This window comes from Ruegeria sp. C12, from assembly GCF_056537745.1.
In genome coordinates this window covers 190276-207720 of sequence record NZ_JBQFSA010000009.1, presented here as the reverse complement: position 1 = coordinate 207720, position 17445 = coordinate 190276, and the positions used below count along the sequence as shown (strand labels likewise).

The window sequence follows — 17445 nt, the reverse complement described above, 5'->3', positions numbered from 1 at the left end:
AGTTGTTTAGTTTGCGCGTTCAATAATGCGCACGAAATCGGCGTGTGCATCTTCCGGGGAGTAGGAAGGATCGGCAAAGAACTGCACCATAAGATCGTCGATCTGAGATTTGGTGTCAGGGGTCACCAGCATGTTGAAGTCCGGCAGAAGTGCGCCTTCCGCAAGCAAGGCCAGACCCTGCTGCATGCAATCATTGGCTGCTTCGAGGTCGATATCACCCCGGACCGGCAACGAGCCTTTCGCTAGGTTAAAGCTTACCTGCGTTTCAGGCTTGAGAAGCAGGGCTGCGAGTTCGGCTTGGGCCGCCGATAACTCCGCGTCGTCGAGCACGGGGAAGTAGAATGCGTCACCGCCCGTTGATAGACGCGGGTTTACGCCAAGACCAGGCAAGCAACTATAGTCTTCACCGGCAACCTGACCGGCAACCGCGAATTCACCTTGTGCCCAATCACCCATGATCTGGCCACCAGCCTTGCCCGTGATCAGCATGTTGGTGGCGTCGTTCCAGTTCTGGACGTTGGAGTTGGCAGCCATATCCCGCGCGGACGCGGCTGCGGCGAACACGGAAGCCACGTCTTCGCCCGCGGCAATCTCGATGTTCTTGTCGCCATAAACGCTGGTGAATACGTCGCTTGGCGGCAAGCTTGCCATGAAGACATTGAATGCGCCGGCCTGCTGCCAGCCCTGCTGACCTATGGCCATCGGGATTTTCCCGGCAGCCTCAAGAGCGTCTGAAGCGGCAACGAATTCATTCCAATTGGTCGGTACCGCGACACCGGCGTCTTCAAAAGCACCATGGCTTACCCAGAGCCACTGCCAGGAATGGATGTTCACCGGGGCGCAATAGACGCGCCCGTCGACGGTGCAGGCTTCCAGCAAGCTGGGAGGGTTCACAAGGTCAAGCCAGCCTTCGGCCTCGGCGATGTCGGTGATGTCGCGCAGCAGCCCTGCTTCGATCAGCTCTTCGGCCTGACGACCGTGGTTGAACTGGAACGCGCCCATTGGGTCGCCACCTGTCAGGCGGCTCACCATAACAGCGCGCGCGGCGTCGCCTCCAGCGATCGCGCCGTCAACCCAAGTATTGCCCGTGGCATTAAAAGCATCGGCGAACTGCTGGACCGCTACGGCCTCACCGCCCGACGTCCACCAGTGCATAACTTCAAGCTCAGCGGCTGAAGCGCTGGATGCGGCGACAATCGCCGTTGCTGACATCAGCATTTTAGTCCGGTTCATGGTTTCCTCCCACCTATAACGATATAGTTTTTCTCCTATAACGTTATAGTTTCTCCTTGCAAGTGTTTTTTTGTACGCTTTATTATTGGGGTGCGACCTTTCGCAGACGGAGGCGAAGCAAGAATTGCTGAATAGGTTCAGGCCTGTCTAAGCAATGTTCTGAGGTGTAGGCTAATGAGACGAAGCGCAGATGTAATCGCTGGATTGAGCAAAAAAGAACTGTCGGCGCTGGTTCATCCAGGCGAACGACCGACCCTGAAGACAATCTCGCGAATCAGCGGTTTGGCCGTCGCAACGGTCTCACGCGCGTTGGGGGATGCTCCGGATATCGGCAGCGACACCAAAGAGCTTGTACGCAAAATCGCCGATGCGGTTGGCTATGTCCCAAACCGAGCCGGGGTCCGCCTCCGGACAGGACGAACAAATGTTGTCACCCTCGTCGTGCCCGCGGAGGGCGATGTCATCAGCAGCGCAACTCGCCTTACGAGTTCAATCGCACTCGAGTTGCGCGGGACACAGTTTCACCTGAACGTGTTGCCATGGTTTCCAGACGAAGATTCGTTGCGGCCGATCAAGTACATCGTCGAAACGCGGTCAGCCGATGCGGTGATCTTCAATATGGTCGAACCAGAAGACCAGCGCGTCGCGTATCTGATGGAACGCAAGTTTCCATTTGCGACGCACGGGCGTTCGAAGTGGTGCGCCGATCACGCCTATTCCGACTACGACAACGCTGCATTCATGCGCATCGCTCTAAACCGTCTTGCAGAGCGTGGACGCAGAAACATCCACGCAATTCTACCACCGCTGCATCAGGCCTATGCCACGGACATGAAGCGCAGCCTGCTTGAAACCGCACCTCATCTGAATCTGAGCTATCGAATTGCCGAGAAGATCTCCAGCGACGATTCTTCCGACGACATCCGGCATTGGCTGCTGAACAGGTTTGAAAAGTCACCAGATATCGATGCTGTTGTCTGCGCTTCCCCCAAAGTAGCCATCGCGACCATCGGTGTTCTCGAAGGCCTAGGGCGCAAGCTGGGCAAGGATATCGACGTGTATTCGAAAGAAACCGTGCCGTTGCTGAAGACATTCCGCGACGACATCCTCGTCGAAACTGAGGATGTCGGGAAGACGGGCCGGTTCCTCGCAAAGGCTGTCATGCAGCAGCTGATCGCACCCGATGAGCCGTTGATGCAAAGGCTGCACGTTCCTCCTGAACACTAACAATCCATCGCAAGGAGAAAACGATGGCAACTCAAATCAAGGGGCCAGCCCTTTTTCTGGCCCAATTCGCGGGCAACGAAGCGCCCTTCGACTCCCTGGCCGGGATCACCCGCTGGGCCGCGGGGTTGGGCTACAAGGGCGTGCAGATCCCGACCTTCGACGCACGCCTGTTTGACCTTGAACAGGCAGCGACCAGCCAGGCCTATTGCGACGAGATTAAAGGGATTTGCGCGGACGCGGGTGTCGAGATCACCGAACTATCGACCCATCTTCAGGGCCAATTGGTGGCCGTGAACCCCGCCTATGACGAAGCCTTTGACGCCTTCGCGCCTGAGGTTGTGCATGGTAATCCCAAGACGCGGCAGGAATGGGCCGTGGATCAGATGATGAAGGCCGCCGTCGCCTCCGAACGGCTTGGCCTCAAGCACACGGTCAGTTTCACAGGGTCTCTGGCATTCCCCTATCTCTATCCCTGGCCGCAACGCCCTGCAGGCCTAATCGAAGAAGCTTTTGCCGAACTAGGTCGCCGTTGGATACCGATCCTGAACCATTACAAGGATCACGGGCAGGATATCGGGTTTGAAATCCACCCCGGCGAAGATGTCTTCGACGGCGCCACCTTCGAGATGTTTGTGGATGCCTGTGGCGGCCATGAAGCGGCGATGATCAACTACGACCCGTCGCATTTTCTGCTGCAGCAACTGGATTACCTGCAGTTCATCGACCTCTATCACGACCGCATCAACGCGTTCCACGTCAAGGATGCCGAGTTCAATCCGACCGGGCGTCAGGGCGTCTATTCCGGCTATCAGGGGTGGACGGATCGCGCCGGGCGGTTCCGGTCGCTTGGCGATGGCCAAGTCGATTTCGCGGGCATCTTCTCGAAACTGACCCAATATGGCTATGACAGCTGGGCCGTTCTTGAATGGGAATGCTGCATCAAATCACCGGAACAGGGTGCGGCCGAAGGAGCGCCCTTTATCGAGAAACACCTGATCGAGGTGACCGGAAAAGCCTTTGACGACTTCGCCGGTGCAGAGCGTGACGATGCGCAAATCAAACGGATGCTAGGACTATGAAAAAACTAAAACTTGGAATGGTCGGCGGCGGCCAAGGCGCATTTATCGGTGGTGTGCACCGCATCGCCGCGCGTATCGACGGCAAGTGGGATCTGGTCGCGGGAGCGTTGTCATCCAACCCTGAACGCGCGGCGGCCTCGGCGGTGGAGCTGGGCATCGCGCCGGAGCGGTCTTACGACAGTTTCGAAGTCATGGCCCAGCAGGAAGCCGCACGTGAAGATGGCATTGATGCGGTTGCGATTGTAACGCCAAATCACATGCATGCAGGCCCTACGATCGCGTTTTTGAATGCTGGGATTAACGTGATCTGTGACAAACCCCTTGCCGCGACACAGGACGATGCTGAGGCAATCAAAGTCGCCGTGGACACTTCAAAGGCAAAATTTATCCTGACTCACAACTACACAGGTTACCCGCTTATGCGACAAGCCCGTGAGATGATTGCACGTGGAGATCTGGGGAAATTACGGGTGGTTCAGGCCGAATATGCCCAGGATTGGCTGGCCGAAGACACCAGCAACAAACAGGCCGATTGGCGCACCGATCCCAATATGTCCGGCGCTGGAGCGATAGGCGACATCGGCACGCATGCCTTCAATCTTCTCTCTTTCGTATCGGGTCTTGGTACGGAAGCGCTGTGTGCAGACCTGCATTGTTTCGTAGATGGCCGTAAGGTCGATGACAATGCCCACATCCTTTTACGTTTGGAGGGTGGCGCGAAGGGTATGATTTGGGCCAGTCAAGTTGCCGTTGGTTGCGAAAACAGCCTGACATTGCGCATCTATGGCGATAAGGGCAGCATTGAGTGGAACCAAGAGAACCCAAATCAGATGAGTTTCACCAGATTTGGGGCGGCCACACAAATCCTCACACGGGGCGGCTCTCATTTAGGCGATGAAAATGACCGTTGGACGCGCATCCCTCCTGGGCATCCCGAGGGGTATCTAGAGGGGTTCGCCAATCTCTACAGTGACGCAGCAGATCTTATCAGCGGATCTAGCGATGGGCTTCTCCTCCCAGGGATTGACGCTGCTATGAATGGGATGTGGTTTATCGCAGCGTGTCAGGCAAGCTCCAAAAATGACGCGTCTTGGGTGCACAATAAATCAAATTAAGGCTTTAAGTGCTTGGGGTAAGCTAAATTGCAGCCGTTACAATATATATAGCGAAAGCCCGCTTCGTCTCGCGTTCTGTAAATTGCCGCCTTTAATAATGTTGCGTCGCTCACGAAGGGTCGAAATCGCTGCCGCACCGCGTCATGGAATTTCGTGCTTGTGCAGAATATTTGCCACTGCGCGCACTCGCGGCATGAAATTAAGATGACCGGCTTGGGCTCTAAATAGTCATTCCCTGCGGTACACGTGATTGGCTGATGGCAGCGCTAAGCGGACCTTCGTAGCAAGGCTTTGCAGTTCCGGCATCAAACTATAAGCCGTCAGAAGTTGATAGGAGGTGTCGTCACACTGGTCAGCGTCGCCGTTGCAAACAGGATAAGGACAACGGCCAACATCTCCATTGAAATCGACCGCCTGAGTGAAGTCGTGGCACTAGGTTCTTTGGCCCTGAGAGCCGGAACAAATCTCAGCTTGTTCAGCGCCGCGAGGCCAAGAAGGGCAGAAACGATCACGACCTTGGCCAAAAGTACCAATCCATAGGCCGTTCCGAACAAGTCGGCCACAGTGCCCGAAAGCAGCCACGCGAGCGCTGCACCCGCAACAATCAGGACGGCAACTCCATAAGCAGCGACATTGCCAAAGTGGCGCAATAGATCGGCCCCATTAGGAGTGAGCGCCGCTTTGCGCAAAGGCAGGAGAGCACCGACCCAAAACGCGGCAGCCAGTAGATGCAAAACCAGCAAGATTGCGAGAGCCGCCCTGGGCTGTCCGAGCGAGTGTCCCACCTGAGCAAAGGAAATCGCTATGGCAAGGCTGCCCGCCAAAGCAATCCATTGCCCGGCACGGGGGAGTAGGATTGCCAATATCGCGAATTCACCCACCGCTCGCCAAATCGCGGCGGTGCCAAGCGGACTGTCCCAAACAAAGCCAAGCATTATTGGGTCCGTCGCGCCATCAAAGCCCATCCCGGATATCCGCGCCGCTCTGATGCCGAAACGTAGAGCGAGCACGGCGAGACCGAGAAGCGACGCACCGACCGCGAGTTGACGTGCAAGGCGCAAAACAGATGCCTCGGCGCGCTTGGCAAAGAGGACCGTGAATAGGACGCTACCCATCGCCAACAGCGCCGCACCGTAGCTAAGTGCCTTCGCCAAAATGGCCAAGACGACGACACCATCTATAGGGGCCAGTCCGATCACTCAGCGACCGTGAAAAAAAAGCTGCCCTGCATCGGGTGACCGTCTGAAGCCATACCTCGCCAGTCGAAGCGGTAGCTTCCGGGAGCAAGCTCCTCCAAAGGCATAGCCCGGAATTCCGTGTTGGGGTCCATACCCGTTTCGCGTTCAATTTCGACGTCGCCATCGGGTGAGGTCAGCGTGACCGAGATGATGCGCATCGGATCATCGAACCGCATGGAAAGCTCTGGCACGTCAGTGACAGTCGCGCCGTCTGCCGGCGTCGTATCTTCGGACTTGGAATGCGCTGCCGCAAGTATTGGAGCCATTGCTACGACCAAGCCGAGAAGAGTTTGTTTGATCATCTGAGTTTTCCTCTATTCGGATTGGGCATTCAGCTCGTCGTGGTACTCACGAAGGTCATTGGGCCAGGTTGACTTGATAAAAGAAAGAACCGCTAGGATTTCGTCATCGCCGAGCACACTTTCATAGACCGGCATACCGGTTGGGGACGCATTTTCCATCAGTCCGGCCAGGCCAAATTTGGTCAAGGTGAAGAGCGTTTCATCATCGTGGTGCCACGTATGCCCTGTGGCGTCGTGCGGCGGTGCCGGTAGCAAACCATCCTCGCCGCGTATCTGCCAGTTTGGCTGTCCTTCCAGGCGTGCTCCGTGGCAGGCAGCACATTGGTCCGCGTAGATATCTTGGCCAGTTGCGACCAGTTCGGCGTCATCCGGCCTCAATAGACCGACGGCCTTAGAGGGCTGGGCCAGAACGAAAGCTAGGGCGAAACCGGCGAGCGCAAGCCCACCGGTGACCAAGAGTGTTGTGCGCCCTAGCATCAGGTGTGGAACGGCTGTGCGTTGCCAGCGCGGTAGTATACCGTACCGGCTCCAGCCTCTCCCCCAAATGCAATGACGTCGTAACGGGCGGACGGATCGTCGCCCATACCAGGGGAGCCCATTGGCATGCCAGGAACGGCAAGCCCTGTAATGTCAGGCCGATCCTTCGACACGGCTTCCAGTGCTTCGAACGGCACATGGCCTTCAAAGACATAACCATCGGCTTCAATGGTGTGACAGGATGCGAGGTTCAGCGGGATACCCCGCGCTGACTTCTGTGCCTCGGGGTCGGTCAGTTCCTCAACGGTTACGGCGTTGCCACGTGCGCGAGCCAAGTCGGCCCACGCGTGACAACATCCGCAACCTGGTGAACTGAGCACGTGCATTGGGGTGCCTGCACGGACGGGAAGAGCTGTCGCGATGAGAGCAGTTGCAGACATTGTGGTGAATTGACGACGTGTGATCATGTCTGTCGGTCCTTTGATGTGAAATTTGAACGGAATGCGGGCGAGCGCCCGTTGCCATTCAGGCTTTCGGAGGACCGGTGGGAACACCCAGTGCGAGGCCCGAAAAATCGGCTCCAGCGTGCGTCACACCACCCACTGAGATCACCAATGGAGCAATAGGCGAAATCCCCGCCGTGGCGACGAGATCACCAAAACAGGATGTTGAACCCATGCCGCTGGTGGTGTCGCAACAATCCGCAACAGCTTTCTCGGCATTAGCCAACGGATCGTCGTCCGCCATTTGAGCATGATGACCAGAATGATCCGATCCATGGGTCAAGCCATGCTTCACGGACGCTGCGGATGCGCCAGAGAATGCAACAACAAGAAGTATCGACAGGACCAGGCGAAACATACCAAATACCTACTGGGGGCACGTGGTTTTGACAAGTTACGAGGATGGGTCGACGCAAACGATCCTAGTTGCACCTATTATGGGTGCGCCACATCTCTGGATCATGTCCGTCCGGAACAGCGGAACATGGATCACCTGAAAGTCCGGTACAACTGAATTTTGACCGATCTGCGTATTAGTCAGCAACGGCAAGGTCAGCAGAGAGGCGTTTAGCCTAAGGTGTTTCCGGTGATGAAGGTGTACGAACTTTCGACCAGGCCGATGACGACATCCAACTCTTCTGGTGTGGTCGGAGTATAGATCATGACAAAGCCACTCCATCCGGGACGTTGATTGGCCCAAGGGTGTCCTACGGCCCAGCCAGCCTCAATTGCCCGTCGGGCCATTGCGGGGTGCAGCGAAGCGTGCAAGCTGCCATCAGGATGCATATGCGCAAACTCAAACCCACCGACGATAGAGTTCGGTTGAGACATCAACATGTCAGGATCAAGCTGAAAGCCAATCGCGCCAGGTAATGATATGCGTGTTGGGCCAAGTGTGACCCCTGGGAATTGCGCAACACGCTCCAGCAATAGCTTGGCCAAATCGGCATCAATTTCGACACCAATCTGTGTATGGGGTACGCCGCTTGTCGTTTCGGGACTGGGCGAGGTGCGCTCCGGCAAGGAGCGCTCTTGTGCGGATACCATCGGGCACATCAATGCCACCGCTGTCGCGGCAGCCGCCAGTAGTTTCAGGAACACATTCATTTGTTGTCAGCCGGTCAAAAGTTAAGAATGAGCGCTCGGTGCCATATCAGTTCCCTTGCACACATCATTCAGCCTTTAACGCTTCGACATTGATCAAGACTGCTATTTCGTCGCTCACCGCAGGTGCAAACGCCCCAAGTCCGAATTCAGACCGCACGATAGTCGCCGTGGCTGCCAGCCCCAAGGTCGGCGTGCCCTCCTTTTCGCCAAAAGGGTATGGCGCTGATTTGTTAAGCGTTGTTTCCAGAACAACAGGTTTGGTGACGCCATTCATGGTCAGGTCGCCAGAAATATTCGCGGAATTGTCCCCGGTCACTTCAATGCTGGTTGAGGCGAAAGTGACCACGTCATCGTCACTCGCGCTAAAAAAGTCATCGGACATGAAGTGTTGCAAACGGGCATCCCAGCCCGTGATCATGGATTTTATAGGCATAGACACTGTGACAGATGACGCAGACGGATCATCTTCATTGAACTCAATCTCACCGCTAAACCCTGAGAACATTCCAAACGTTTCTGAGAATCCGATGTGGTCGTAGCTGAACAGTACCTGGCTGTGCCCGGGGTCCAGCTCGTACGTACCACTCTCGGACAATGCGGTTGTCGCGACCATCGATAAGAGTACCGCTAGCGGGGTTGCTGCCACTTTGAACATTGATACGCTCCCATTTTGACAAGACGTGTTCGCGGAATTGAGTATTGAGCTTTAGTTTTTGGCTGGCAGTACTTTTAGAACAAAATGTTCTACTGTGCAACAAGGTGTTCTATAGGAGGGGTGATTGAAAGAAGATCCTAGGCTGATCGCCACACGGCAGGCCGCGCTTGATGCGGCGCAAAGGATACTGATGGATGAGGGCGTGCTGCACGTAACTCATGGCGCAGTTTCGAAGGCAACTGGCATTTCGCGCAGTACACTTTACAGGCACTGGCCAGATGCGCGCAGTCTGCGTGATGCAGCATTCCGGCGCATCGCAACACCGCCAAACATACCGCCCAAAACCGATGGCCCGCTACGATCTGACCTGCGCTGGTTACTCGGTGTACTGATGGGAGCCTTAAATGACACACCGTGGGGCCAAATCGCGCCTCAGGTGGTCGCTGCTGCGTCCACCGATGCAGAAGCGCGGTTGGTAATCACTGAATTCATGAAAGACAGGTTCGCAAGTGTTGAAGCAGTAATTGCAGCCGCAATAGACCGCGGTGAGATAGCCGCGGATGCACCGGTTGACCAGCTCATAGAACTAGCAATCGCTGCACCCTACTTCCGCAAGCTCATACGTTACGAGGCACTGGACGAAGAATGGTTGGACAGACATGTCGATCTGCTTTGCAGTATCGCGAAAACCAATTCGGGACAGTGACCATTGCCTGACTTTGCAATCAAAGCGACCAGCAACGGACGCGAGAATACGGCAGAGCATCAAATCATGATCAATGGCATGTTCAGCCAGTTCCTAATAGCGGCTGCTCCAAATGGTCTTGGCAAACGTTTGCCATGATTGTCCGCCGAAGATTGCAAAGTCCGCTTTCTGCACATAGCTGCCGGTCGTGAGACACAGTGCTGGTAGCGCAGCGAACGGCAGCTTGGTGGCCAAATTGCGGCCCTGTTTGCAGTGTTCTATGACTCATTCGCATCGCCGCAGCATTGGAAGATTCAACGGCGATTGCAATGAATATGGATGCCGGACTATGATGCCTGCGCACTTTCTGAATGCGGTATCGTTGCTGCAAAATGATCTTCTTGTCGTCGGTTAAACGGTTCTGTCTAAAATCTGCCTAGCAGCGGAGAGTATGGAGTCTTCTGTTGATGACGGTCGCGGCTGATGTTGCGCCTCATCTCCAGCTTGATACTTTCCCGTTCGGAGAAGAATGGCGGCTCCCAATCCTGCTTTCAAAGCGCCCGCGATATCGTTTTCGGCATCATCGCCGACCATTGTGACCTCCGCAGGGTCTCGTTTCATACTGTTGGCGGCGGCGTGGAAAAAGGCAGGTGCGGGTTTGCCGAACAGAAGTGCCTTTGTCCCGCTCGAATACTCGAGCGCCCGAGCAAATGCGCCCGCATCCATGCTGAGTTCGCCATCTGCATCACGAAAGATCCTGTTGGACGCCAAAGTAAGAAAAGGCGCGCCATCTTTGATTAGACGAAAGGCAGCGTTCAGCCTTTCATAGGTGAAGTAGGGACCGGCATCTCCAACTATGACCGCGCAAGGACCTGACCTCCGGCAGGTTGCAAAGTCTTCCTCCAAATCTGGATGGATTAGCAGATGCGGCGCGTATCCGTTCTTTTCAAGCCAGGAACATGCGGCGGCCGCCGGTGTCATGACCTCGCCTGATGATGCGTCTATTCCAAACCCGTGAAGCTTGTCCAAAATCGCACGCTTTGGTCGGCGGGTTGAGTTCGTTAGGAACCGGATCGGTAGACCCGCGTTTCGCAGGCTCGAGACCGCTTCGGCAGCACTCGGCAGCGGTTGGTCACCCTGATACAGAACTCCAGCGATATCGAGCAAAACGCCGCGCGCCATACCAGCCTCGCACAATCCAAAACAGCTTTTATTGAGGTCAAATTAACCCGCTGATAGTTCACTCTTGACGCCCACTTGGCCATCACATAGGAAGGCGAAACCTTGAGCGGGTATAGCTTAATGGTAAAGCCCCTGCCTTCCAAGCAGGCTATGTCGGTTCGATTCCGTCTACCCGCTCCAGTTGTTTCCCCTTAAATTTCTGCGTCAAATGGCCCTGTCGGACCAGCAATCAACTGGGTCCTGCTTGACCCCGGATGCCGCTGCCGCCAAGAAGCATGGACCCAGCAAAGTTCAGGAAACAAGGGCCCCACATGGCAAGACGGACTGAAACCAGTCAACCGACCGCACCGGCACCCGGGGCCAGCGAGGAACGCGCGACCTCCAAGAAAATCGGCGTGCTGCGGGCGCTCTGGCCGTTTATGCGGCCCTACAAGCTGTTGATGCTCGGTGCGACTCTGGCCTTGATTCTGACGGCGAGCATGACGCTGACCCTGCCTTTGGCGGTGCGCCGCGTGGTGGACAATTTCCGCATTCAGGATGGCGAACTGCTGGATTGGTATTTTCTGGCGGCACTGGTTATTGCGGGCATTCTGGCAGTTGGAACAGGTATCCGCTACGCGCTGGTCACACGCCTGGGTGAAAGGGTGGTGGCCGACATTCGCATGGCCGTCTTTGACCGCGTCATCGGCATGAGCCCCGAGTTTTACGAACGCATCATGACTGGCGAAGTGCTCAGCCGGATCACCACCGACACGACTCTGATTCAGTCGGTGCTGGGCTCGTCCGTCTCGATTGCCCTGCGCAATTTGCTGATGTTTGTCGGTGGTCTGGTGCTGATGCTTTTGACCTCGGCCAAGCTGACCGGGCTGGTTCTGTTGCTGATCCCGGTGGTCATTGTTCCAATCCTGGTTCTGGGCCGCCGCTTACGGGCAATCAGCCGCGAGAATCAGGACTGGATCGCCGCGTCCTCGGGCAATGCGGGTGAGGCCTTGGGCGCGGTCCAGACAGTTCAGGCCTTCACCCACGAACAGGCCAGCCGCGCGCAGTTCGATCAGATGACCGAGACATCCTATGTCGTCTCACTGCGGCGCATTCAGACCCGCGCGGTTCTGACCGTCATCGTCATCTTTCTGGTCTTCTCGGGCATCGTCGGGGTGCTGTGGATGGGGGCCAATGACGTGCGAAACGGGGTCATGACCGAAGGCGTTCTGATCCAGTTCGTGATTTACTCGATCATCATGGCAGGCTCGGTCGCCGCCCTGTCCGAAATCTGGAGCGAACTGCAGCGCGCCGCTGGCGCGACCGAGCGTCTGGTCGAGTTGCTGCATGCCGAAGACACAGTGACCGACCCGGGACAACCCAAATCGCTGCCTTTGCCGGTTCGCGGTGAGATCCGGTTTGAGGACGTAAGCTTCCGCTATCCCGCAAGGCCGGACGTGGTTGCGCTGGACAATCTGTCCTTGCAGGTGAGGCCGGGTGAAACGGTTGCGTTCGTGGGCCCCTCGGGCGCGGGCAAGACTACCGTGATCCAGCTGATCCAACGGTTCTACGATCCGAATGCCGGGCGTGTTCTGATTGATGGCTCTGACCTGCAGGACCTGGATCGGGCGGACTTCCGCACTCATATTGCGCTGGTGCCACAGGACCCGGTGATCTTCGCCGCCTCGGCCCGCGAAAACATTCGCTTTGGTCGTCTGGATGCCGCGGATGCCGAGGTCGAGGCCGCTGCACGCGCCGCCGCCGCGCATGAGTTCATTGCGGCCCTGCCCGAAGGCTATGACAGCTTTGTGGGTGAGCGGGGCGTGATGTTGTCGGGTGGACAGAAACAGCGCATCGCCATTGCCCGCGCCATTCTGCGCGACGCGCCGGTTCTGCTGCTGGACGAGGCGACCTCGGCCCTGGATGCGGAAAGCGAACGCGCGGTGCAAGGTGCGGTGGATCAGATGCGGGCGGGGCGCACGACGCTGATCGTGGCGCACCGTCTGGCAACCGTGAAAAAGGCAGACCGGATTGTTGTGTTGGAGGCCGGGCGTATCGTTGCGCAGGGCACCCATGACGATCTGGTGGCACAGGATGGCCTGTATGCCCGTCTGGCGCGGCTGCAATTCACCGACGGGGTCGCTGCGGAATGAAGTGACGTACCGAAATTCCCGGTTCCGCCGCAGCGTCATTCTACATTTTGAGCATTTTCGTCGCTAAGCGCTTGCTTGCGTCGGCAAGGTTGTGATCCCATCTTAGGACGGATCATAACCGCGTGTGGCGCGCGGGAGATTATAAGACGGGAGGAGCCACATGGCCTTTGTTGGGCTGGAAGACAAAACGCGTGTTGAACAGGAAATGCCGTGGGAGGATCGTGACCTGCCGGTTACGTTTCATCAATTGCTGTCACGGACAGCCGGGAAATTTCCAAATCACAACGCAGTCAGTTTCCAAATATTTTCAGGCCCCAATGACAAGGCCGAAACGCTGACGTGGTCGGACCTTCTGGGACAGGTCAATCAGGCGGCGAACCTGTTCCGCTCGCTTGGAGTTGGGGAAAAGGATGTGGTGGCTTATGTGCTGCCCAACTGTAACGAGACCCTGGTGACCATGATGGGCGGTGCCGTAGCTGGGATCGTGAACCCGATCAACCCACTGCTGGAGCCCGAGCAAATCGCAGCGATTCTGCGTGAGACGGGTGCCAAGGTCGTCGTGACGCTGAAGTCATTCCCGAAAACGGATGTGGCGCAAAAGGTGGAAGAGGCCGTTCGACACGCGCCCAAGGTCAATACCATTCTGGAAATCGACCTGAACCGCTATCTGACGCCGCCCAAATCGTGGATTGTTCCTCTGTTGCGTCCGAAGATGGGCGACAAGGAAAAGCTGGCCCATGCGGATTACAAGAACTTCAACAAAGAGCTGGCCAAACAACCGAAGACGCTGACCTTTGAGGACAGCAAGGAAGACCGCGTCGCTTGCTATTTCCACACCGGCGGTACGACAGGTATGCCCAAGGTGGCACAGCACAAGTATTCCGGCCTCGTCTACAATGGCTGGTTGGGTCATACGCTGCTGTTCGATGAAACTGACGTCATCATGTGCCCGCTGCCCATGTTCCACGTCTTTGCCGTCCACGTCATCATGATGGCGGCCGTTTCATCTGGCGCTCATGTAATCTTCCCGACACCGCAAGGGTATCGTGGCGATGGCGTATTCGACAATTTCTGGAAACTGATCGAGCGTTGGAAGGTCAGCTTCATCATCACGGTGCCCACGGCAATCTCGGCCAAGATGCAGCGCCCGGTAGATGCGGATATTTCTTCGGTCAAAACCGCCTTCTCGGGCTCGGCGCCGCTGCCGGTTGAACTGTTCCGCCGGTTCGAGGAAGCCACCGGCGTTACCATTGTGGAAGGCTATGGCCTGACTGAAGCCACCTGTCTGGTGTCCTGTAACCCCGTGGATGGCGAGAAAAAGATCGGCTCGATCGGTATCCCGTTCCCGTACACGGATGTAAAAATACTGCAGGACGGCCCCGATGGACCCAAGGAATGTGCAGCGGATGAGATCGGAGAAATCTGTATTTCAAACCCGGGCGTCTTTGCGGGCAACACCTATACCGAAGCCGACAAGAACGTGAACCTGTACCACTATGACAAATACCTGCGTACAGGCGACCTGGGTCGTTTTGACGAGGACGGTTATCTGTGGATTACCGGTCGTGCCAAGGATCTGATCATCCGTGGCGGTCACAATATCGACCCGGCCGAGATCGAAGAGGCGCTGTTGGGTCACGAAGCCGTTGCCTTTGCCGGTGCCATCGGCCAACCCGATGCGCATGCGGGCGAAGTGCCTTGCGCCTTTGTCGAACTGGTCGAGGGGGCCTCGGTCACCGAAGAGGCTCTGATGGAGTTCTGCAAGGTGCATGTCCACGAACGCGCGGCACAGCCCAAGCATATGACCATCCTGTCGGAACTGCCCAAAACTGCCGTCGGCAAGGTGTTCAAGCCTGATCTGCGCAAACATGCCATTACCCGGATCTACAACGGTGCGTTGGAAACGGCAGGCGTCGATGCGCGCGTGGTCTCGGTCATTGACGATAAGAAACGCGGCCTAGTCGCGCAGCTTGACGCGAACGGCGCGTCAGAGGACGATGTCAGCAAAGTGCTGGGGTCGTTCACCCGGCCATGGGAGTGGGCTGCCTGACCGGGAGGGAACATGGATTATGAACGTCTGATTGATGAGGAAACTTGGGCGTTCATAAGACGCACGGCGGAAAGCTATCCTGACGACGCGGTTGATCTGTCGATTGAGGATCAGCGCCGGGTTTATGACACGATGTGTCAGGACTTTCGCCAGCCCCGCCCAAAGGGTGTTGAAACACAGGACAGGCGCGCCGATGGCGTGCCTGTTCGCATTTATACGGCCGGAGATCCCACCCGGACTGTGGTCTATTTCCACGGCGGCGGATTTGTTGTTGGCGGGCTGGACAGTCATGACGACGTCTGCGCCGAGATCTGCGCACAGACAGGGTATCGAATCGTGGCGGTGGATTATCGGCTTTGCCCCGAACATGTGCACCCGGCGCAGTTTCAGGATTGCCTGACTGCGGTGAACTGGGTCGTGTCGGAATTCGGTGACCCTATGGTTCTGGCCGGTGACAGTGCAGGCGGCAATCTGGCCGCTGCGGTCGCCCATCAGCTTCGGGGGCAGAGGGCGGAAATACTCGGCCAGGTCCTGATCTATCCGGGTCTGGGCGGCGACAACTCGAAGGGTTCGTATGTCGAACACGCCCACGCGCCGCTTTTGACCCGCGACGAGATTCTGTTTTACGAGAATGTCCGCTGTGGCGGCCCCGCCCCGCACGACGATCCGACCTACGCGCCGCTTCACGACAGCGATTTCTCGGGCCTGCCACCGACCGTTGTTGTCACCGCGGATTGCGACCCGCTGCGTGATGATGGCTCGACCTATTGCGAACGTATCTCTGCCGCCGGCGGGCAGGCGCACTGGATCAACGAGGCGGGCCTGGTCCACGGATACCTGCGCGCCCGAACCTCGGTCAAACGCGCGGCGGACAGTTTTGAGCGCATCTCTGTCGCGATCGAGGCTTTGGGTCAGGGCATCTGGTCTTACGACTAAAGCCCAAGATCACGTCAGGAACGGTTTCCCCTTCATGGTGTCCGCAATTGGGGCGCCCATACGGTTCAGGATCGTGGGCGCCAGTTGCACCTGTTCAATTACCGCGTCCGCGTCGGGCCCGGTTGCATCCCCGAAATAATACAGCGCAGTTTCCTGCTGCAATGGCCCACGCCCGCCGTGGTGGCCGCGTTCATCCTGACCATGATCGGCGGTTACGATGACGTTATAGCCCAATTGCCGCCAACGCGGGATGAAGGGGGCAAGCATTTCATCCGCGACAAAGCAGGCGTGGTCCATTTCCTCGCAATCATGGAAGAAGCGGTGGCCCATACTGTCCAGCGTGCAGGTGTGCAGAATGCCGTAGTCCAACCCAAAGCGCAGGCACAGGTTGGTCAGGGTCGCATACAGATCGACATCCGACGGGGTCATCTGATTGGCGCTGCCATAGCCGGTCATGGTGTGGAACCGACCGTGGTTGATGGTCATGCTGTCCGGCTCATCATATTCAACATCGCGGACATAATCGAACGGGTGGCGGTTGAAGAATTGCGACCAATAGCTGTGGGTCACGGCTCCGGTCACGCCACCGGCTTCGCGGACCTGACTGAACACGTCCTTATGGCTCAGGCGAAAGACGTTGCCGTTGCCGGTACAGCCGTGTTCCTGCGGCGTCACACCGGTGTGGATCGAGGCATAGCAACTGGCCGAGGTCGAAGGCAGCACGGCGCGCAGTTTCCAGACCTTTGCCTCGCCACTGTCGACCCAGCCTTCCAGATTGCCGAACAGACGACGGAAGTTGCGCCAGGGAACACCGTCCAGAATGATGAGAAGGAGTTTGCGGTCCATGTCAGGCGTCCTTTGCTACTGTTGATGCCTGTTTGACGCGCCGGGCCGCGCCGGGCAATGCGAAAAACGACATGTTGCCGGTCGAAGGCGCGTTGAAGCCGATGCCGCGATTGTGAGGTCGCCTGACCGCGCGAACGCATATGCTTCTGACCAGGCGAAAACACTCGGGTCGAACCATGGCTAAGGTCTCAAAACGAAAAAAGGCGCAGATCGAGAAGGCGAAAACCGCTGCGGCACAGGGCGCGTCGCGTCGCGATGTTCTGAGGCTGGCGCGCAATGGTGCAATCGCTGCGGCAGTTGTGGGCGGCGGTGGGTTTTTCACGATACGATCCGTCCGGGCAATGCAGGCCGAGCATGACCTGACGCGGGTCGGGCAGGGCAAACCGGTCGTGGTGCAGGTGCACGACCCGCAATGTTCGACCTGTACCGCGCTACAGCGGGAAACCCGCAAGGCGATGAAGCAGTTCGGGGAATGCGATCTGATCTATCTGGTCGCGGATATCAGCCAGCAGGACGGGGCCAGATTCGCAAATCAATACGGCGTGCCCCATGTGACCCTGTTGCTGTTCGATGCCGAAGGCGGGCTGCGCCAAACCTTGCAGGGGATGCGTTACCGGGATGAACTGAGGCAGGTTCTGACCCGACACCATCAACGCTACGGCTAGAAGGTATAACCCA

At 57.2% G+C, this 17445-nt stretch carries 18 protein-coding genes and 1 tRNA gene; 9 read left to right on the top strand and 10 right to left on the bottom strand.

Features of this window, described 5'->3' with window-relative positions:
• Positions 1 to 6 precede the first annotated feature (6 nt).
• Positions 7 to 1212 (bottom strand): ABC transporter substrate-binding protein, encoded by a 1206-nt coding sequence (locus tag ACR0C9_RS18270; RefSeq protein WP_170525080.1) that lies wholly within the window; start codon positions 1210 to 1212, stop codon positions 7 to 9.
• 195 nt (positions 1213 to 1407) lie between these two features.
• Here ACR0C9_RS18270 and ACR0C9_RS18265 point away from each other — a divergent pair, with 195 nt between their 5' ends.
• From ACR0C9_RS18265 to ACR0C9_RS18255, 3 genes are read left to right on the top strand one after another with little or no spacing between them, the layout of a single operon-like run.
• Entirely contained in the window at positions 1408 to 2460 is a 1053-nt protein-coding gene (locus ACR0C9_RS18265; protein WP_170525018.1) for a LacI family transcriptional regulator, read from the top strand.
• A gap of 23 nt (positions 2461 to 2483) precedes the next feature.
• Entirely contained in the window at positions 2484 to 3539 is a 1056-nt protein-coding gene (locus ACR0C9_RS18260; RefSeq protein ID WP_170525015.1) for a sugar phosphate isomerase/epimerase family protein, read from the top strand.
• Entirely contained in the window at positions 3536 to 4654 is a 1119-nt protein-coding gene (locus ACR0C9_RS18255) for a Gfo/Idh/MocA family protein (RefSeq protein WP_480781633.1), read from the top strand. Before ACR0C9_RS18260 ends, ACR0C9_RS18255 begins: the two co-directional genes overlap by 4 nt.
• A gap of 320 nt (positions 4655 to 4974) precedes the next feature.
• Here ACR0C9_RS18255 and ACR0C9_RS18250 read toward each other — a convergent pair whose 3' ends face one another.
• The 7 genes from ACR0C9_RS18250 to ACR0C9_RS18220 all read right to left on the bottom strand — a co-directional run bounded on the left by ACR0C9_RS18250 (position 4975) and on the right by ACR0C9_RS18220 (position 8936).
• Positions 4975 to 5808, bottom strand: a complete 834-nt coding sequence (locus tag ACR0C9_RS18250; RefSeq protein ID WP_480781632.1) for a CopD family protein — start codon at positions 5806 to 5808, stop codon at positions 4975 to 4977.
• 41 nt (positions 5809 to 5849) lie between these two features.
• Positions 5850 to 6194, bottom strand: coding sequence for a copper resistance CopC family protein (locus tag ACR0C9_RS18245; protein WP_480708638.1), 345 nt, complete (start codon positions 6192 to 6194; stop codon positions 5850 to 5852).
• Positions 6195 to 6206: 12 nt separating this feature from the next.
• Entirely contained in the window at positions 6207 to 6671 is a 465-nt protein-coding gene (locus ACR0C9_RS18240; protein ID WP_480781631.1) for a c-type cytochrome, read from the bottom strand.
• Entirely contained in the window at positions 6671 to 7006 is a 336-nt protein-coding gene (locus tag ACR0C9_RS18235; RefSeq protein ID WP_480781630.1) for a DUF411 domain-containing protein, read from the bottom strand. The genes ACR0C9_RS18240 and ACR0C9_RS18235 overlap by 1 nt, the downstream gene beginning before the upstream one ends.
• A gap of 190 nt (positions 7007 to 7196) precedes the next feature.
• Complete coding sequence (locus ACR0C9_RS18230; RefSeq protein WP_170451089.1) at positions 7197 to 7532, bottom strand: hypothetical protein; 336 nt, start codon at positions 7530 to 7532, stop codon at positions 7197 to 7199.
• Between the two features lie 209 nt (positions 7533 to 7741).
• The gene (locus ACR0C9_RS18225) at positions 7742 to 8281 is read right to left on the bottom strand and encodes a luciferase domain-containing protein (protein ID WP_170624435.1); all 540 of its coding nucleotides are present in this window, start codon (positions 8279 to 8281) and stop codon (positions 7742 to 7744) included.
• A 64-nt stretch (positions 8282 to 8345) separates the two neighbouring features.
• Positions 8346 to 8936, bottom strand: a complete 591-nt coding sequence (locus tag ACR0C9_RS18220; RefSeq protein ID WP_170624433.1) for a YceI family protein — start codon at positions 8934 to 8936, stop codon at positions 8346 to 8348.
• Between the two features lie 124 nt (positions 8937 to 9060).
• On the opposite strand from ACR0C9_RS18220, the gene ACR0C9_RS18215 reads away from it, so the two are divergent.
• On the top strand, positions 9061 to 9642 hold the full coding sequence (locus ACR0C9_RS18215; protein ID WP_480781629.1) for a TetR/AcrR family transcriptional regulator: 582 nt from the start codon (positions 9061 to 9063) through the stop codon (positions 9640 to 9642).
• A gap of 390 nt (positions 9643 to 10032) precedes the next feature.
• Here ACR0C9_RS18215 and ACR0C9_RS18210 read toward each other — a convergent pair whose 3' ends face one another.
• Positions 10033 to 10803, bottom strand: coding sequence for a TIGR01458 family HAD-type hydrolase (locus ACR0C9_RS18210; RefSeq protein ID WP_480781628.1), 771 nt, complete (start codon positions 10801 to 10803; stop codon positions 10033 to 10035).
• A 106-nt stretch (positions 10804 to 10909) separates the two neighbouring features.
• Here ACR0C9_RS18210 and ACR0C9_RS18205 point away from each other — a divergent pair.
• The 4 genes from ACR0C9_RS18205 (at position 10910) to ACR0C9_RS18190 (ending at position 15921) form a co-directional block, all read left to right on the top strand.
• Positions 10910 to 10983: transfer RNA gene (locus tag ACR0C9_RS18205), tRNA-Gly, on the top strand.
• A 131-nt stretch (positions 10984 to 11114) separates the two neighbouring features.
• On the top strand, positions 11115 to 12935 hold the full coding sequence (locus ACR0C9_RS18200) for an ABC transporter transmembrane domain-containing protein (protein WP_480781627.1): 1821 nt from the start codon (positions 11115 to 11117) through the stop codon (positions 12933 to 12935).
• A gap of 160 nt (positions 12936 to 13095) precedes the next feature.
• Entirely contained in the window at positions 13096 to 14985 is a 1890-nt protein-coding gene (locus tag ACR0C9_RS18195) for an acyl-CoA synthetase (protein ID WP_170455014.1), read from the top strand.
• Between the two features lie 12 nt (positions 14986 to 14997).
• Positions 14998 to 15921 (top strand): alpha/beta hydrolase, encoded by a 924-nt coding sequence (locus tag ACR0C9_RS18190; RefSeq protein WP_480781626.1) that lies wholly within the window; start codon positions 14998 to 15000, stop codon positions 15919 to 15921.
• A gap of 9 nt (positions 15922 to 15930) precedes the next feature.
• On the opposite strand, the gene ACR0C9_RS18185 is transcribed toward ACR0C9_RS18190, so the two are convergent.
• A complete protein-coding gene (locus tag ACR0C9_RS18185) occupies positions 15931 to 16767 on the bottom strand; it encodes an alkaline phosphatase family protein (RefSeq protein WP_480781625.1) in 837 nt (278 codons plus the stop codon).
• A 176-nt stretch (positions 16768 to 16943) separates the two neighbouring features.
• On the opposite strand from ACR0C9_RS18185, the gene ACR0C9_RS18180 reads away from it, so the two are divergent.
• A complete protein-coding gene (locus tag ACR0C9_RS18180; protein WP_480781624.1) occupies positions 16944 to 17432 on the top strand; it encodes a TlpA family protein disulfide reductase in 489 nt (162 codons plus the stop codon).
• Positions 17433 to 17445: the final 13 nt, after the last annotated feature.

Excerpts from the sequence above, each read along its gene's own strand:
- ACR0C9_RS18270 (WP_170525080.1), bottom strand. The coding sequence starts at position 1,212 with ATGTCAGCAACGGCGATTGTCGCCGCATCCAGCGCTTCAGCCGCTGAG.
- ACR0C9_RS18265 (WP_170525018.1), top strand. The coding sequence starts at position 1,408 with ATGAGACGAAGCGCAGATGTAATCGCTGGATTGAGCAAAAAAGAACTG.
- ACR0C9_RS18260 (WP_170525015.1), top strand. The coding sequence starts at position 2,484 with ATGGCAACTCAAATCAAGGGGCCAGCCCTTTTTCTGGCCCAATTCGCG.
- ACR0C9_RS18255 (WP_480781633.1), top strand. The coding sequence starts at position 3,536 with ATGAAAAAACTAAAACTTGGAATGGTCGGCGGCGGCCAAGGCGCATTT.
- ACR0C9_RS18245 (WP_480708638.1), bottom strand. The coding sequence starts at position 6,194 with ATGATCAAACAAACTCTTCTCGGCTTGGTCGTAGCAATGGCTCCAATA.
- ACR0C9_RS18240 (WP_480781631.1), bottom strand. The coding sequence starts at position 6,671 with ATGCTAGGGCGCACAACACTCTTGGTCACCGGTGGGCTTGCGCTCGCC.
- ACR0C9_RS18230 (WP_170451089.1), bottom strand. The coding sequence starts at position 7,532 with ATGTTTCGCCTGGTCCTGTCGATACTTCTTGTTGTTGCATTCTCTGGC.
- ACR0C9_RS18225 (WP_170624435.1), bottom strand. The coding sequence starts at position 8,281 with ATGAATGTGTTCCTGAAACTACTGGCGGCTGCCGCGACAGCGGTGGCA.
- ACR0C9_RS18220 (WP_170624433.1), bottom strand. The coding sequence starts at position 8,936 with ATGTTCAAAGTGGCAGCAACCCCGCTAGCGGTACTCTTATCGATGGTC.
- ACR0C9_RS18210 (WP_480781628.1), bottom strand. The coding sequence starts at position 10,803 with ATGGCGCGCGGCGTTTTGCTCGATATCGCTGGAGTTCTGTATCAGGGT.
- ACR0C9_RS18200 (WP_480781627.1), top strand. The coding sequence starts at position 11,115 with ATGGCAAGACGGACTGAAACCAGTCAACCGACCGCACCGGCACCCGGG.
- ACR0C9_RS18195 (WP_170455014.1), top strand. The coding sequence starts at position 13,096 with ATGGCCTTTGTTGGGCTGGAAGACAAAACGCGTGTTGAACAGGAAATG.
- ACR0C9_RS18190 (WP_480781626.1), top strand. The coding sequence starts at position 14,998 with ATGGATTATGAACGTCTGATTGATGAGGAAACTTGGGCGTTCATAAGA.
- ACR0C9_RS18185 (WP_480781625.1), bottom strand. The coding sequence starts at position 16,767 with ATGGACCGCAAACTCCTTCTCATCATTCTGGACGGTGTTCCCTGGCGC.
- ACR0C9_RS18180 (WP_480781624.1), top strand. The coding sequence starts at position 16,944 with ATGGCTAAGGTCTCAAAACGAAAAAAGGCGCAGATCGAGAAGGCGAAA.